The sequence below is a fragment of the Rhodopseudomonas boonkerdii genome (genome assembly GCF_021184025.1).
Classification (GTDB): domain Bacteria; phylum Pseudomonadota; class Alphaproteobacteria; order Rhizobiales; family Xanthobacteraceae; genus Tardiphaga; species Tardiphaga boonkerdii.
This window is the reverse complement of sequence record NZ_CP036537.1, coordinates 1,171,609-1,186,429: the sequence shown is the minus strand read 5'-3', so window position 1 is coordinate 1,186,429 and position 14,821 is coordinate 1,171,609. Positions and strand designations below refer to the sequence as shown.

At 62.0% G+C, this 14,821-nt stretch carries 15 protein-coding genes; 5 read left to right on the top strand and 10 right to left on the bottom strand.

The features are described from left to right. Window positions 1–174 precede the first annotated feature (174 nt). The 3 genes from E0H22_RS05500 to E0H22_RS05490 form a co-directional block, all read right to left on the bottom strand. Window positions 175–1,146: a S1C family serine protease gene (locus E0H22_RS05500; RefSeq protein ID WP_233024645.1), complete on the bottom strand. Its 972-nt coding sequence runs from the start codon at window positions 1,144–1,146 to the stop codon at window positions 175–177. Window positions 1,147–1,235: 89 nt separating this feature from the next. Next, entirely contained in the window at window positions 1,236–2,303 is a 1,068-nt protein-coding gene (locus E0H22_RS05495; RefSeq protein ID WP_233024644.1) for a carboxylesterase family protein, read from the bottom strand. A gap of 253 nt (window positions 2,304–2,556) precedes the next feature. Further along, window positions 2,557–3,114: an HNH endonuclease gene (locus E0H22_RS05490; protein WP_233024643.1), complete on the bottom strand. Its 558-nt coding sequence runs from the start codon at window positions 3,112–3,114 to the stop codon at window positions 2,557–2,559. 226 nt (window positions 3,115–3,340) lie between these two features. Here E0H22_RS05490 and E0H22_RS05485 point away from each other — a divergent pair, with 226 nt between their 5' ends. After that, window positions 3,341–5,095 carry a chloride channel protein gene (locus E0H22_RS05485; protein ID WP_233024642.1) on the top strand — a complete coding sequence of 585 codons (1,755 nt, stop codon included), beginning with the start codon at window positions 3,341–3,343 and terminating at the stop codon, window positions 5,093–5,095. A 7-nt stretch (window positions 5,096–5,102) separates the two neighbouring features. Here E0H22_RS05485 and E0H22_RS05480 read toward each other — a convergent pair whose 3' ends face one another. After that, a complete protein-coding gene (locus E0H22_RS05480) occupies window positions 5,103–6,197 on the bottom strand; it encodes a DUF2855 family protein (RefSeq protein WP_233024641.1) in 1,095 nt (364 codons plus the stop codon). Between the two features lie 93 nt (window positions 6,198–6,290). Beyond that, window positions 6,291–6,947, bottom strand: a complete 657-nt coding sequence (locus E0H22_RS05475) for a DNA-3-methyladenine glycosylase family protein (RefSeq protein WP_233024640.1) — start codon at window positions 6,945–6,947, stop codon at window positions 6,291–6,293. Window positions 6,948–7,082: 135 nt separating this feature from the next. Between E0H22_RS05475 and E0H22_RS05470 the strand changes: the two genes are divergently transcribed. After that, on the top strand, window positions 7,083–7,298 hold the full coding sequence (locus E0H22_RS05470; protein ID WP_233024639.1) for a hypothetical protein: 216 nt from the start codon (window positions 7,083–7,085) through the stop codon (window positions 7,296–7,298). Window positions 7,299–7,405: 107 nt separating this feature from the next. On the opposite strand, the gene E0H22_RS05465 is transcribed toward E0H22_RS05470, so the two are convergent. From E0H22_RS05465 to E0H22_RS05445, 5 genes are all read right to left on the bottom strand, one after another. Next, on the bottom strand, window positions 7,406–8,077 hold the full coding sequence (locus E0H22_RS05465) for a DsbA family protein (RefSeq protein ID WP_233024638.1): 672 nt from the start codon (window positions 8,075–8,077) through the stop codon (window positions 7,406–7,408). 33 nt (window positions 8,078–8,110) lie between these two features. Beyond that, window positions 8,111–8,890: a sulfite exporter TauE/SafE family protein gene (locus E0H22_RS05460; protein WP_233026148.1), complete on the bottom strand. Its 780-nt coding sequence runs from the start codon at window positions 8,888–8,890 to the stop codon at window positions 8,111–8,113. Window positions 8,891–8,997: 107 nt separating this feature from the next. Then, window positions 8,998–9,720 (bottom strand): LrgB family protein, encoded by a 723-nt coding sequence (locus E0H22_RS05455; RefSeq protein ID WP_233024637.1) that lies wholly within the window; start codon window positions 9,718–9,720, stop codon window positions 8,998–9,000. After that, entirely contained in the window at window positions 9,717–10,103 is a 387-nt protein-coding gene (locus tag E0H22_RS05450) for a CidA/LrgA family protein (protein ID WP_233024636.1), read from the bottom strand. The genes E0H22_RS05455 and E0H22_RS05450 overlap by 4 nt, the downstream gene beginning before the upstream one ends. Window positions 10,104–10,181: 78 nt before the next feature. Then, entirely contained in the window at window positions 10,182–10,676 is a 495-nt protein-coding gene (locus E0H22_RS05445) for a hypothetical protein (RefSeq protein ID WP_233024635.1), read from the bottom strand. 186 nt (window positions 10,677–10,862) lie between these two features. Between E0H22_RS05445 and E0H22_RS05440 the strand changes: the two genes are divergently transcribed. The 3 genes from E0H22_RS05440 (at window position 10,863) to E0H22_RS05430 (ending at window position 14,813) form a co-directional block, all read left to right on the top strand. Then, window positions 10,863–11,138, top strand: coding sequence for a PsiF family protein (locus tag E0H22_RS05440; protein ID WP_233024634.1), 276 nt, complete (start codon window positions 10,863–10,865; stop codon window positions 11,136–11,138). A 111-nt stretch (window positions 11,139–11,249) separates the two neighbouring features. After that, window positions 11,250–12,320, top strand: coding sequence for an AbrB family transcriptional regulator (locus E0H22_RS05435; RefSeq protein ID WP_233024633.1), 1,071 nt, complete (start codon window positions 11,250–11,252; stop codon window positions 12,318–12,320). Between the two features lie 222 nt (window positions 12,321–12,542). Continuing rightward, window positions 12,543–14,813 carry a TonB-dependent siderophore receptor gene (locus E0H22_RS05430; RefSeq protein WP_233024632.1) on the top strand — a complete coding sequence of 757 codons (2,271 nt, stop codon included), beginning with the start codon at window positions 12,543–12,545 and terminating at the stop codon, window positions 14,811–14,813. Window positions 14,814–14,821 lie beyond the last annotated feature (8 nt).

The window sequence follows — 14,821 nt, the reverse complement described above, 5'->3', positions numbered from 1 at the left end:
TAGATCAGTTGAACCTTATCTTATCCTGATAGCTTGCAGCGCAAGCTATCGCGAAGCCATTCACAATCGCTCCATCCGCCAAGTGAACGGTGATCCGACACCGGGTGGTGCACAAAATCGCCTCAGTTCACGACACAGCGAGTGACCTCGGACCCGTTTTCGAACATCAGGCGCTCAATGCAGCCGCGGCGCCTTGAACATGCGGGCCCGGTCCGTCGAGACGAGCTCCACGTCAAAGGTATCTCCACCCCGATAGAGCGTCAGCGGCACGTCACAACCCGCGATACCGAGATCCCATAAGACACGGTAAAACGTAGCGGAATCGCGAACTTCCTCGCCGTTGATTGCCAAAATGACATCCCCGGTCTTCAGCTCGGCCCGCGCCGCAGGACCTCTCTTGGCGACGCCGACCACAACCACCTTGTCCTCGACCTCGGCGGCATAAAGGCCGAGCCAAGGCCGTGGCGGCTTGTTGACGCGACCGAGCGTGCGGAGGTCATTGAGTACCGGTTTCAACAAATCGGTTGGCACGATCATGTTGAGATGCTCGTTTTGCCCAGCCTGCTCGCGCTCGATCTGCAGCGAGCCAATGCCGATCAGCGCGCCCTTGCTGTCGATCAGCGCCGCGCCGCCCCAGTTCGGATGTGCCGGATGGGTGAAGAATGCGTCCTCGATGAGGTATTCCCAGTAGCCGGCAAATTCCTGGATCGCAGCGATCTTGCCGGACACCGAACGCGCCCGCCCGCCGGCACCGCCGATCAGCACCCGATCGCCGGGTTTGGCGGCACTGGAATTGCCGAGCTTGAGCGGCGCGACATCGATCTTGCCGAGCACTTGGACCAGGCCGAATCCCGTTTCCTGATCGACGCCGAGCACCGTGCCCGGCACGACGCTGCCGTCGCCGAGATGGACCCAGATGGTTTCAGCCTCGGTAATGAGATAGCCGATGGTGAGAATGAGGCCGTCGTCGATCAGAACGCCATTACCGGCGCGCTCGGTACCGAGCGTTTCCGCCGTGAAGGCGTCTTCAGGAACGATGCAATGAAGGCCCACCACCGCTTCGAGCGCGCGGTCGAGATCGAAGCCAAAATCTTCCGCACGGGGCTGCACGCCAGGTGGCACCTTCCATTCGGTCAATGACGGCATTCAGATCTCCTCGTCCGTATCGCCCGCCTTGCGAACATATAGGAACCGACCTTCGTTGCAAAAGCCCGCTGGCCGCATCGGCACCCAATCTAGTGTTCATCCAGCCAATCGAGCAGCACTGTATTGATCTCGCGGGGATAACAGTGGCTGAGGTCATCGAATTCGCGGTAGCTGACGTGCGCTCCCGCGACTGTCAGCGCATCTCGCGCTTCGTGTGCAGTCTGCACTGGAAACATCCAGTCGAGACGGCCATGGACGAGATGGATCGGCAAACCGTGGATGCGATCGGCGTCGGCGAATTGTGCCATCAGGGGATGGAAGGTGGCTGAGACCGGCGCCAGATGGGTGAAGGACGATTCGGCGCGCAGACCGGTAACATAACAAAATGTGCCGCCATCGCTCATGCCGGTGAGCAGCTGACGTGCGACGTCGATCCTATAGCGCGACTGCACGAGATCGAGGATACGGGAGATGTTCGGCGTGTCGGGGTCGTCACCCATCAGCGCCCATGTGCTGCCGGCAGCCGTCGGCGCGATCACGATCGCCCCGCGGGCACGGGCATCCGCAAGCCAGCTCCATAGAAAGGCGCGACCGTTACCGGTGCCGCCATGCAAAGCAACCACCAGCGGCCATGCGCGATCCGGCGTGTAGTATTCGGGCACGTAAAGCGAGAAGCTGCCACGCGCGCCGGGCACGCCGCCATGGATCACACCGGTGCCGTCTGCCGCTGGCTGCGCCAGTCGCTCGGCAAGCGCGCCATCTTCCCGCAAGGCAGGCGGCAGGAAGAAACTGCTGACCGGCGGAAGCCGCGCCCCGGTCGCATAGAGCGCTTCCTGCGCCCGCGGAGAATGGCGCAGCGCGCGGAACACCATAGTCATGTCGCCGCCCGGCTGCCGGGCGGCGTGCAAGCCGGCAACGCCAGCAATCACCGCTTCGCTCGCGGCTTCGAGATGGCGGCGCAGATCGGCGAACTCCTCCGGCCAGTCGCCGAGATCCGCACGCGCCGCCTGCAGCGCTGCCTCGGGTTGCCCGACTGCTTCCATGACAGCATCGAAAGCCGGCGGATGCAGATTGCGCGCGACGAACTGGAGCGCCTCCAGCCCTTGCAGCAAAGGCGGAAGCAAAGCCACGATGTCATCGACGACCCTGTCGCTCATCATATCCTCCAGCTCGGCCGCGCGCCTTGCAGGAGCCATAACCACGGCCGAATACCGACATCAATGCTCTGCCACCCGCAGAGCAAGTACCGAAAGATCCATCGAGGCCCACCGGTACGTAACCGCCTATGTCAGCTTACGCTGTCAATTCCGTGCCAAACAGCTGCAAGGGATTCCACGTGGGATGTCCGGTAGATGCGTGAGGCGATAGCCGAAGCTCGCACGCGGACAGAGGGCGATGCGACCGCACCGCTTACGGATCGAGTTCCGTGTCCCAATACAGGTAGTCCAGCCAGCTCTGGTGCAGATAGTTCGGCGGGAACAGCCGGCCGTTGCGATGCAGCTGATGCACGGTTGGCGCGAATGCTGTCTGGCGCGGGAACATGCCGGCCTGATGAGTGGTCAAGTTGCCCTTGCGCAGATTGCAGGGCGAGCATGCCGCGACGACGTTTTCCCAAGTGGTCTGGCCACCCTTCGAGCGCGGAATGATGTGATCGAAGGTGAGGTCATCGCGCGAACCGCAATACTGGCAGGAGAAGCGATCGCGCAGGAAAACATTGAACCGCGTGAAGGCCGGATGCGTGGTCGGCTTCACGAACGACTTCAGCGACACGACGCTCGGCAGCTGAAAATCGGCCGAAGGGCTCCGCACCGCGTGATCGTAGTGAGCTACGATATTCACACGATCGAGAAAGACCGCCTTGACCGCGTCCTGCCACGACCAAAGCGACAAAGGATAGTAGCTCAGCGGCCGGAAGTCCGCATTGAGAACCAGAACCGGCCAGCCGCCTTGCGAGACATGTGCGTTCAAGTAACGCTCCTGGCTCCACAATTCGACTGCGCGAAGCAGCCTGCGTTTCACATACTACAGGCAGCGTGACAGGGTTGTGAAGGGCATAGCTCTGGTCTATCCCCTCCGCAAAAGCATGCCGCAATCCCGTTCTTTTCCGCTACATCGGGTGGTCTCGCGAGAAGGGCCGCCGCTAGCTGCGGGACGCGCATCTTGCTCGAGGCCTGCCACGTCCGGACGCCGCCCGATGGTCACTTCGTCACGATATCTTGAGGCCCCGCAGTGGTTGCGCGTCTTCGTCCGCGCGCATGAAACCAGCCTGGCGCTTCTGGCTGCGGCGATCGGCGTGATTGGCGGCCTCGTGGTGGCCGGCATGAGCGCCATGGTGAGCGTGCTGCATGCCGTGCTGTTCAATCTCGAATGGGGCCAGCGGCTGTCGAGCCAGTATTGGATCGACCCGGTGCGCGCATTGCTGGTTCCCACCCTCGGCGGACTGGCGCTCGGTATTGCCTTCCTGTTGCTGCTGCGCTGGCGCCCGTCCCGCGAGATCGATCCTATCGAGGCGAATGCACTTTATGGTGGCCGGATGTCGTTCCGCGGCAGTATCATCGTCTCGCTGCAGACCGTCTGGTCGAGCGGCGTCGGTGCTTCGGTAGGGCTGGAGGCCGGCTACACCCAGCTTGCCAGCGGTCTCGGTGCCTCGATCGGCCGTGCGTTCCATCTGCGCCGTGCCGACCAGCGTGTGCTGGTGGGCTGCGGAGCCGCAGCGGCGATTGCCGGCGCCTTCGGAGCACCGCTGGCCGGCGCCTTCTACGCCTTCGAGCTGGTGATCGGCGCCTACAGCTCGGCAAGCCTGATGCCGGTTGGCGTCGCCGCCGTCACCGGCTATTTCGTCGCCCACTCCTTTTCTCCGCTCACGCTCGGCGTTGTCGCCGGCCGATTCGGTGACGTGCAGGGTCATGACCTCGCGGTTGCCGCCCTGCTCGGGGTGTTCGCCGCGACCTATGGCATCGGCATCATGCGCGTGGTGACCTGGTGCGAATGGCTGCTCGCCAAGCTCCGCCTGTGGTCGCCTCTGCGGCCTGCTCTCGGCGGCCTCGGCGTCGGTGCCCTCGCACTGCTGACCCCGCAGGTGATGTCATCCGGTCACGGCGCGCTGCATTTCGGCGGGATGACCGCCTATCCGATCGCTCTGGTCGCCTTCGTAATGGTGCTGAAGACCATCGCCTCGATCATCTCGCTGGGAACAGGGTTTCGTGGCGGTCTGTTTTTCGCTTCGTTGTTCATCGGTGCGCTCGGCGGCCATCTGTTTGCCACCGGCGTCAATGTGCTGTGGCCCGAGATCAATATCGATCCGAATATCTATACGATCATTGGCATGAGCGCGCTGTCGGCATCGGTGATCGGCGGGCCGCTCACCATGAGTTTCATCGCACTGGAATCCACCGGCAATCTCTGGCTCACCACGGCCGTGCTGGTGGCCGTCATCATTTCCACGCAAATCACCCGCGAACTGTTCGGCTACTCCTTTGCGACCTGGCGCCTGCATCTGCGCGGCGAGACGATCCGCAGCGCGGCCGATATCGGCTGGATCCGCGATCTCACCGTACGGCGCTTGATGCGGCCGGATATTTCGATCGTGGAATCGACCATGCCGCTCGATGAATTCCGCGCCAAATTTCCGCTCGGATCGAAGAATCAGGTGGTCGTGGTGGACTCCGAAGGCAGCTATGTCGGGCTCGCCAGCGTGCCCGAGGCGCATTCACCCGACGTCAGCGCATTCCGGCTCGACAGCCTGTTACATTGTCGGAACGTGGTGCTGCATCCCGAGATGAACATCCGGGATGCCATGGTGGTGTTCGAAGGCAACGAAGCGGAATCGCTCGCCGTCGTCGAGGCCGAAAGTTACCGTGTGGTCGGCACACTGTCGGAAGCGCATGCCACGCGCCGCTATGCCGAAGAATCCGAGCAGCGGCGCCGGGAAGCGCTGGGTGAGATGTGAGGATCGATCAGCGCCCGACCAGCGAAACCATGTGCCCTTCGCTTGGCGCGACCTGTCCTGCCAGTGTCTGGCGATAAACCTCCTCGACGGCTTCCACGCCACCCCCTTCAACGATCGTGAGGGATTTCTCCAGCATCGGGACCAAACCGGCCCAGGCCGCGCTGAAGCGCTGATCGATACCACCCGGCCCCCACTCCTTGGCGCGCTTGCGAATTTGATCCGGCGCGAAGAACCAGGACGGCTTGGCTCCGGGCAAATCGTGGGCCTCGGCCGTGTCCTGATGGGTCATGCCGACCCGACCGCTATAGACGAGCCGGGCGCCAAAATGACGATGCAGCCGGCTGCGTAGCTCAGCATTGCCGGCCATATCGACAAAAGCAGTTGCCTGCTCCGGCAGCAACGTGTCGATGCGATCATAGGGGACGATCTCGTGATAGCAGCCGAGCGACGCGGCGAAAGCGCTATGGCGACCAGAGGTGAAACCGATCACGCGGATCGACGGTCGCCCGGTGTGCAGCAGATGGGCCAAACCGAACGCCGTTTTACTGGATGCACTCGACAGGACCACCTGTTGCGCTCCGAAAAACTCAGCCTCCGCGAGAAAATCATCGACGAGAAATGACAGCATAAACAGCGGCCGCAGCAGCGCCTGATAGTCGCCCTGACGACCCGCGAATGCAGGATCAGCGCCGACGCGGGCATAGGCATTGTAGACGGGTGCGACGCCCTGCCGGTGCGCCGCGCCATCGCGCAAACCGCGTTTGCTGACATCGGTTGCCTCGATCACCAGATGTGTCGCCATCGGGAAATAGCCGAACAGACGCTCGCCTTCCTCGATCTGCGAATGCTTTGAGGCGATGACATCGCCAAAGCCCCACACCGGAATGTTGCCGAATCCATCCGGCGCAGGAAACAGCTGCCAGTATTTCATGCTATCCCCGAGCATGGCATAGGTGATATTGTTGGCGGTGAAGGCGAAGCGATCGATCTTCACCAGCAGGCCATCATCCGGCAGCACCTCGCGCGATGGCAGCGGAACTTCCGTCAGTGATGTCCGCTCGAAATCGGCTCTATCGACGTTGAATTGCTTGATGCTGTTCATCGCTGCCTCCTGTTTACGAGCAGTTTCGCCAGCAGCGATGTCCGTATTGCGACAGGAGTGGCGTTTAAAACGACGTTCGTTTCAAACGACGTTTCATGCCGGTGCCCCTGCGATCACACCCTCGCGCTTCTTGATCGCATGATAATAGGCCCACCACAGATGCGCTGCGGCGCCGCGCAGCGGGCGCCATGGCTCGGCGAGGGGCGCCATCTGCTTCACGGTCGGGCGTTCATTCAATCCAAGCCCGACCTTGATGGCCTCCTGCAAGGCGACATCGCCGGCCGGCCAGGCATCACCATGGCCGAGACAAAACAGCAGATACACATCCGCCGTCCATGGACCGATGCCATGCAGCGCGACGAGCGCATTGTGAGCAGCGTCAGCCTCTTCCTCGGCCAACACATCGAGATTCAGGCGTCCGTCAACGAGTTCTTTCGCGATGGCCTTCAGCGTCTTGATCTTCGCGGCCGACAGACCGAGCCGGCCGAGTCGATCGGTGCGCGCCTTGCGGATGGCTTGGTGATCGAATGGCACATAGGCCGCCGAAATCCGGCCCCAGATCGCCGCGGCTGCAGCAACGGAGACTTGCTGTCCGCAGACGATCTGCGCCAATCCCTCGAAGCCCGGCGCGCGCTGGCGCAGCGCCGGCATGCCGGCCTTTGCAAGAATGGGTTTCAAACGCGGATCGTCCTTCACCAGCTGCCGGATGGCGGCTTCGAGAGCGGACTGATCGGTGAGATGGACGGTCATGGTGGGTGAAGGATCATCATGACGCCTTACAGAGATCAATCCCACCCGCTTCCCGCACTGCGACGAAGCGGCGCGGCGGCGCCGGAACCAAAGCCTTCCGCGCCGCGTTGTCGGGGCTCAATGGAGGCTTTTGTCATGCGGACGATTTTCGGAATGATCCTGGGTGCGCTGATCCTGGGTATCGGCGTTTATCTGCACGACTCAATGGCGACGTCGTCAGTGGCAAACGGCCAGACCGCGCAGGACCGCCGCACCATCGTTAATTGGGATGTCGCCCAGACCAACTGGGAAGCGCTGAAGGCGCGGACCAGGGATGACTGGGCCAAACTGACGGCACAGATGAAGTCGTAACGCGGCTAGCGGGGGAAACACGCCAGGGCCAGACAGAGATCAACCAGACCCGTTCAAGCCGGCTCGAAAAGCGCCCTGTCTCAAGACGGGGCGCTTTGATCTGCCGATTACTTCCTCTCGGCCACTGCCTTACGGGCATCGGCGATGGCCAGCTTGAAGTGCTCCTTGCTGATCGGCCCCGGAATGCGGAACTTCCCGACGATGAAGGAAGGCGTGCCGCGGAAGCCAAAAGCTGTCGCCTGTTTGTCGATCTGCTTGAGCTTCGCGGCGATAGCGGCGCGATTGGTCTGCAGATCGGCAAGAGCTCGCTCGACATCGATCCCGGTCTTGGCGAGCGTATCGCGCGCGATCTGCTCGGTCAGCTTGGTGTTGAGGCTGATCAGTGCGTCCTGCGCCTCGATGAACCTGTTCTGATAGCGCGTCGCCAGCACCAGACCTGCGGCGTAGACCGAAACGGGGCCAAGGATCGCCCAGTCCTTTGACACCAGCCGAACATTGCCATCTTCCTTGACCACGGCACGGAGATCCGGCGCGAGCTTGCGGCAATACGGGCACTGATAGTCGAAATATTCGACGATGGTAATGTCGCCCTTCGGATTGCCCGAAGCCGGAATATCGGGATCGCGCAGCACAAGGGATTCCTTGAGGATTTCGTCGTCCTCATCGGTGCCCGGCGCAGCCATCGCACGACGGTCGACACCCAGCAACATGGCTCCGCCAACCAGGGCGAGCGCGGTCCGACGCGTGGGTGCGAGAGTAAGAAGGCTACGGCCGCTCATGATGTTCTCCGCGGACGCGTCATGCGCCAATCGTCACGTCACATAGATGTTGCGGGCCAACATATAGAGCGCCACGAGGATAATGATAGTCGCAAAAACGACGTTCAGCGCGCCTCGCCGTACCGACAACGAGCGCGCCACAGCGGTCCCGACCAACCCGCCGACAATGCCTCCGACGATGAACACCAGCGCAAGCGTCCAGGAAATCAGCCCGGACCAGGCATAGCTGAGCGCCGTGGTGAGACCGAAGGCTGTGACCGCGACCAGCGACGACGAGATCGCGCTCATGATGGACATGCCGGTCGCCAGCATCAGCGCGGGCACGATCAGGAAGCCGCCGCCAATTCCGAAAAAACCGGACAGTGTGCCGGTCATCAGTCCAAGGCCGACCAATGCCGGCGTGTTCGCCGAGCTGATTGCCACACGCTGTTCGCCGATGTGGGTCCGAGTTTTCAGCATCAGAACGGCGATGATCAGCATCAACACCGCGAACAGCGCCAGGAGATTCTGCCCGTCCATCCGTTTGCCGAGCAGCGAACCGCCAAAGGCTCCGACGATACCCGCAGCCGCAAAGACCAGCGCGCAGGACCAGTGCACGTTGCCGCCGCGCGCATGATTACCGAGATTGACTGCAGCATTGGCGGCCACGGCGATGGCGCTGGTGCCGATTGCGACATGCGGATTGGGGACACCGACCACATAAACCATCAGCGGGACGGCAAGAATCGATCCGCCGCCGCCGACGAGACCGAGCGAAAAGCCCACCAGTGCGCCGGAGGCCAACCCCAGCACGCCCTGCATCACCGTGATCATCATCCGCCGATTCGCGATTGCTACGGCAGGGACCTTAGTGGCGTTTTTACTGCATCTCCATGCTGGGAAGCGCATGGCTCAGCAGCTTGTGAACAGTTGTGCGCGCCTCAACGCATCAGCAGCGTGATGGCGATGGGGACGAGCAGTGAGGTGACCAGAGCATTCAGGCTCATGGCAATGCCGGCAAATACGCCAGCCATGGCATCGACCTGGAAGGCCCGGGCAACGCCGATACCATGCGAGGCGAGGCCAACGGCAAAACCACGGGCACGATAGTCGGTGATCCGCATCCGGTTCATCATCGGCGTCACGATGATCGCGCCCATGATGCCGGTCAGCACCACAGACACCGCCGTGAGCGACGCATCCGCCCCGAGAGACTCGCTGATGCCCATGGCGACGCCGGCCGTGACCGATTTCGGCGCCAGTGACAGCGTCACTTTATCAGGCAAACCGAAAGCCCTCGCCAGCAGCACCACGGAGACGATGGCGGTGATGCAGCCCACCACCAGCGCCCCAAGCATCGGCACGATGGCAGCCAGCACCGTCTTGCGATTCTCATAGAGTGGGACGGCCAGCGCCACAGTGGCCGGGCCAAGCAGGAAGTGCACGAACTGCGCACCGCTGAAATAAGTGGTGTAGGACGTTCCTGTCAGCAGCAGGAACGCCGCGATGATCCACATCGAATGGAAGACGGGATTGGCGAACGGGTGCCGTCCCGTCGCCAGCGACAGGGCGTCGGCGGCTGCATAGACGAACAACGTCACCGTCAGCCACAGCAACGGCTGCTGCGAGAGATAAACCCACAGCGCGAAGGGATTCGGATTCATGACGCCTGCCCGCCCCGCGTCATCAAACGGTTGATGAGGAGAAATGTACCGACGGTGACCAGCAGCGTGATCACAACGGAAATCGCCAGCACACCCGCGATAGCGGTGCCGTGCTCGGCGAGCAGATCAAGCCGTTGTACGACCCCAACACCGGCCGGAATGAACATCAATGACAAATGCGCCAGCAATCCCCTGGCCGCGTTCTCGACACCGCCGCCTTGCAGAGGGCCGTTGGCAAATAGCGCCGCACGGTCGCGCAGCAACAACAGGAGGAACAGCAATAGCATCCCGAACACCGGGCCGGGAACGGGCCAAGCCAAGCTACGCACGACGATCTCGCCAACGAGTTGGCAAAGCAGAATCAAACAAAGACTGGCAATCATGGAAGCTCCGCGGGTGCATGGGTTTTATCGCCCGCGGAGCGGAATATGTCGATCAGGTCGGCTGCACGGCTGATTTGATCAGGCCGCGCCCTTCAGGCGCTTGGTGCATTCGCTGTAGTAGCCGCCGCCCTTCTGGATCCATTTCAAGCCGCCATTGGCATTGGTCGCCTTGTTGGCATTGTACTGATCCACGCAAGTATGCATGCGGGCCTTGCCGGCAGTTTCCTTGGCATATTTCGGATCGACCGCCGAAGGGAAGGTCGCCGGGCCGGACGGAGTCGCAGGTGCTGCCGCGGGAGCAGCAGCCGTCTTCGGCGCAGCGGTCGGTTTGGCGTCGGCAGCCGCCGGAGCGGTGGGGGCGGCTGTCGCAGCCGGTGCCGCCGCGGCGGCATTGGCGCCGCATTCGGCCTTGCGGAAGTCATTCCATTTTTGACCGTTGAGCGTGCCGGCCGTTTTCGCCGCCTGATATTTTGCGCTGCATTCAGCCGCGGTCAGAGCACTGGCTGGCTGGGCGGCGAACAAGGTCAATCCGGAAATCACAAAGGCACTGGCAAGAGCGATTTGCTTCGTCATGTCGTTTTCTCCCTGGATATGCGAATGACGGGACTATCCTAGCGTTGCTACATTCAACGGCAATAATATCGCGCGCGGTAGCGAAAATTTATCGTGATCGATGGCCCGGGACGAATTGTAGTTCGTTCACCTGCGGTTCATACCGGCGTTATCAGGCTGCCAATCCCCGAAAGAAGAGGTGTCACTATGACCCGATTGTTTACCAGCCTTGTCACAGCCGCTTTTGCCTCCTTGATGCTGATCGGCGCGGCAAGCGCCCAGGCACCCGCAACGGGTGACCAGAAAATGGCCCCCGCCAGCAAGATGGCTCCCGCCGACAATAGCAAGGCCGACAGCAAGACGGAGAAGCCGCGTACGGCCGCATCGCTGGAATGCTCCAAGCAGGCGGATGCCAAGGGCCTGCATGGCGACGCCCGCCGCAAATTCCGCTCCGAATGCAAGAAGGGCGCAAAGACGAACTAAACGAGCCGTGGCCTGTCCCTCGCCAACGAAAGCGAGGGACAGGTAGACCGGGGCGCATTTGTCGTTCGGGCCGGACTTTGTCATAAAGCGAGCTCCTCAAGCCGCCGCCAAATGCCCTTGCCCTTCGCCCTCCCCAATCTGCTACAGATCCGCACCACCGTCGAAACGCTGTTGCTCGGCACTCTCGGCGGCGCGCTTTTCTACTGGGCCGAGCTGCCTGGCGGGTTGATCTCGGGGGCAATGGTGGCGGTGGCCGCCTATGGCATTTCTGGCCGCCCCGTCGGCCTGCCACAACCGCTGGCCCATGTGATCCTGATGACGCTGGGCCTGTCGCTGGGTTCGATGGTGTCGCCGGAAATGGTGCACAATCTCACTGCCTATCCGCTGACGATCGCCCTGCTCGCGCTTGCGACCTTCTGCGCCACATTCGGCAGCAGCGTCTATCTGCAACGCGTCCATGGCTGGGACCGCACCTCGGCGCTGCTCGCTGGCAGTCCCGGCGCGCTGTCGCAGATCATCATGCTCGCCACCGAACGCAATGCCGACGTGCCCGGCATCGCCGTTGTACAGATATTTCGCGTCATCATCCTCACCGGCATGGTGCCGCTGCTGCTCGCGGCCACCGGACTGATGGGACACGGCCCGCTGCCCTCGCGCGGACCGGAAGCAACACCGCTCGCACTGTTCGAACTGGCCGTGGCCGCCGTCGCCGTCTCCCTGGTGATGAAGTGGATCAGGTTTCCTGCCAGCTGGATGTTCGGTGCCATGATGGCTTCGTCAGTGTTGCACGGCACCGGCTGGGTCCATGGCACCCTGCCGCAATGGGCCTACATCACCGCCCTTGTCGGCATCGGCAGCCTGATCGGCTCGCGTTTCGGCAAGATCTCGCCTCGCACCATTCTGAGCCATGTCTGGGCGGCACTCGGTTCATTCTCGGTAGCGATCGCCATCTCGGCGGTGTTCGTGGCCATCGTTGCGCTGACTACAAATGTGAAGCTGAGCGATGCGGTGGTCGCCTTCGCGCCGGGTGCGATGGATGCCATGCTGGCGCTGGCTTTGACACTACATATCGATCCCATCTTCGTCGGTGCGCACCACTTGTCGCGCTTCATCTACGTGTCGATCGTCACACCGGGCATCGTACACCTGTTCGGCAAGGCACAGGATGATATCGACGACTGAGCTCGGCAACGGCCACTGTGTCCACAGCCAGACATGACGTGAAACATAAGTCGGCCACGTCATATTGTCGCGGTCCATGCGCGAGCTTCTCTTCTCTGCAACAGCTTCCCGTCATCTGCTTGCGCTCTAGATGGATTCTATCCCGCATCGGGGTGCGATATCTGAATAATCCGGCTAGAGGCACCATCACGCTGGCGTGACCAGCATGATTGAGGCCCACGCATGAATCTCCAAACAAGAAAAGCGACGAAGCAGACATTCCTGCTCTCCACAGTCGGCCTGCTCGCACTGTCCACCGATCTCCCGCATGGCGCATCTGCACAATCCGCCCTGCCTGCGGTGACCGTCGATGCACCGCAGCCGCAACCGCGCGTACGCAACGTTACCACGACATCGCGCCAGACGGCCTCCACCAAACGCCGGGCAGCCGCACGCGCACCGGCGTCGCAGGTCGCGCCGACGCCTTCCGTCAACGAACGCATCTATGCCGGCAACTACGGTTACGTTGCTGGCACCACAAACTCGGCATCCAAGACCGATACGCCCCTGATCGATACGCCACGCTCGGTGAGTGTGATCGACCGCAAGGAGCTCGACGATCGCGGCGTCACCAGCATCGCGGACGCGGTTCGTTATAGCGCCAGCGTCACCACCGGCGGCTTCGGCTACGATCCGCGCTTCGACCAGATCTATATTCGCGGCTTTCCCACCACCACACTCGGTGACTTCCGCGACGGACTGAAACAGTTTCCGGCCGGCTTCACGACGTTCCGAACCGAGCCATACCAGCTCAGCAGCGTCGAGGTCATCAAGGGCCCGGCGGCCGTGCTCTATGGTCAGTCGGTACCGGGGGGCCTCGTTGATCGCCGCTCGAAATTTCCGGTCGACAATCAGGTCAACGAAATCTCGTTGCAAGGGGGCACCTATGGCCGCATGCAAACGGCATTCGACATCGGCGGTGCCAATCCCGACAAATCACTGCTGTATCGCCTTGTCGGACTTGGCCGCGCCGGCGAGACCAACTACGACATCGCTGATCAGCGACTGTTACTGGCCCCTTCGATCACCTGGCGCCCAACCGTCGACACCACACTGACAGCCTATGCGATCCTGCAGAAGGACGAGAGCGATGCCAGCGTCGCCATGCTCAACCGCGACGGTGCGTTGTTGACCATCGACGGCCAGCCGGTGCGGCTGCGCTCCAGCGATCCGAAATACGATTATCTGCGGCAGGAACAGGCGCAGGTCGGCTACAAGCTGGAACACCGCTTCGACGATATTTTCACCTTCCGCCAGCATAGCCGCTTCGGCACGTTGCATACGAATTCGCGCTATCTCAGCGGCAGCTTCAGTATCACCGATCCCAATATCTATAACCGCAGCCCGGTCTCCGTCGGCGACGACCAGACGAGCTGGCAAACCGACAATGCGCTGCAGGCCGATTTCGCCACCGGAGCGATCATTCACAAGGCCCTGTTCGGCGTGAATTACGATCACAATGTCTGGGACTTCCGGCTCGGCACCGGCGCGGTAAATCCGGCTTACGCCCTGAACCTCCTCAATCCCGTTTACGGGATCGCCAGCATAACCCCCAGCTTCACATCGGGCTCGCATTCAAAGCAGGAGCAGGTCGGCGTCTATCTGCAGGACCAGATGCGAATCGGCAACTGGCACCTGTCGCTGAGCGGACGGCATGATTGGGCAGACCGCACCCAGATCGACGCCTTCACCGGTGCCGTGACCGGCGCACGCAACGACAGCGCCTTTTCCTACAGCGCCGGCCTGCTTTATCATTTCGACAACGGCATTGCGCCCTATGTCAGCTATTCGACCTCCTTCCAGCCGGTGACCTCGCTCGCCATCGACGGCAGCGTGCTGGCGCCATCCGAAGGCGAGCAGATCGAAGGCGGCGTGAAATATCAGCCGCGCCCGGATGTATTGCTCACTGCCTCGGCCTATGAACTAAAGGAAAAGAATGCCGCCAAACTCGCGGGCTATGTCAACGGCGTCGCCTACTATGCGTCAGTCGGCGAAATCCGTGTGCAGGGCTTCGAACTGGAGGCACGCGCCCGGATCACACCGGAGCTCGAGACCGTTTCGGCCTACACATATGCGGATGCCGAAATCACCAGGAGCACGATCGCGACCGAACTCGGCAAGACTCCGGCCGTGACGCCGAAACACACGGCCTCGAGCTGGCTGAACTACACGTTCCTCAGTGGCCCGCTCGACGGCCTCGGCCTCGGCGCCGGCATCCGTTACATCGACGCCACCTGGACGACGAATGCCAACACGGCCCGCAATGACGGCACCACGCTGTTCGATCTCGCGGCGCGCTACGACCTCGCCGCGCTCGGGCCGAAATTCGCAGGTTACCAGGCCTCGATCAACGCCAACAACGTGGCCGACAATCAGGTCACGGTCTGCAATGCCGGCTTCTGCTATCTCGGCCAGGGCCGCACGGTGATCGGCACATTGCGCTATCGCTGGTAGGTCATGCC

Coding starts and splice junctions, on each gene's coding strand:
- E0H22_RS05500 (WP_233024645.1), bottom strand. CDS start 1,146: ATGCCGTCATTGACCGAATGGAAGGTGCCACCTGGCGTGCAGCCCCGT.
- E0H22_RS05495 (WP_233024644.1), bottom strand. CDS start 2,303: ATGAGCGACAGGGTCGTCGATGACATCGTGGCTTTGCTTCCGCCTTTG.
- E0H22_RS05485 (WP_233024642.1), top strand. CDS start 3,341: ATGGTCACTTCGTCACGATATCTTGAGGCCCCGCAGTGGTTGCGCGTC.
- E0H22_RS05480 (WP_233024641.1), bottom strand. CDS start 6,197: ATGAACAGCATCAAGCAATTCAACGTCGATAGAGCCGATTTCGAGCGG.
- E0H22_RS05475 (WP_233024640.1), bottom strand. CDS start 6,947: ATGACCGTCCATCTCACCGATCAGTCCGCTCTCGAAGCCGCCATCCGG.
- E0H22_RS05470 (WP_233024639.1), top strand. CDS start 7,083: ATGCGGACGATTTTCGGAATGATCCTGGGTGCGCTGATCCTGGGTATC.
- E0H22_RS05465 (WP_233024638.1), bottom strand. CDS start 8,077: ATGAGCGGCCGTAGCCTTCTTACTCTCGCACCCACGCGTCGGACCGCG.
- E0H22_RS05460 (WP_233026148.1), bottom strand. CDS start 8,890: ATGATCACGGTGATGCAGGGCGTGCTGGGGTTGGCCTCCGGCGCACTG.
- E0H22_RS05455 (WP_233024637.1), bottom strand. CDS start 9,720: ATGAATCCGAATCCCTTCGCGCTGTGGGTTTATCTCTCGCAGCAGCCG.
- E0H22_RS05450 (WP_233024636.1), bottom strand. CDS start 10,103: ATGATTGCCAGTCTTTGTTTGATTCTGCTTTGCCAACTCGTTGGCGAG.
- E0H22_RS05445 (WP_233024635.1), bottom strand. CDS start 10,676: ATGACGAAGCAAATCGCTCTTGCCAGTGCCTTTGTGATTTCCGGATTG.
- E0H22_RS05440 (WP_233024634.1), top strand. CDS start 10,863: ATGACCCGATTGTTTACCAGCCTTGTCACAGCCGCTTTTGCCTCCTTG.
- E0H22_RS05435 (WP_233024633.1), top strand. CDS start 11,250: ATGCCCTTGCCCTTCGCCCTCCCCAATCTGCTACAGATCCGCACCACC.
- E0H22_RS05430 (WP_233024632.1), top strand. CDS start 12,543: ATGAATCTCCAAACAAGAAAAGCGACGAAGCAGACATTCCTGCTCTCC.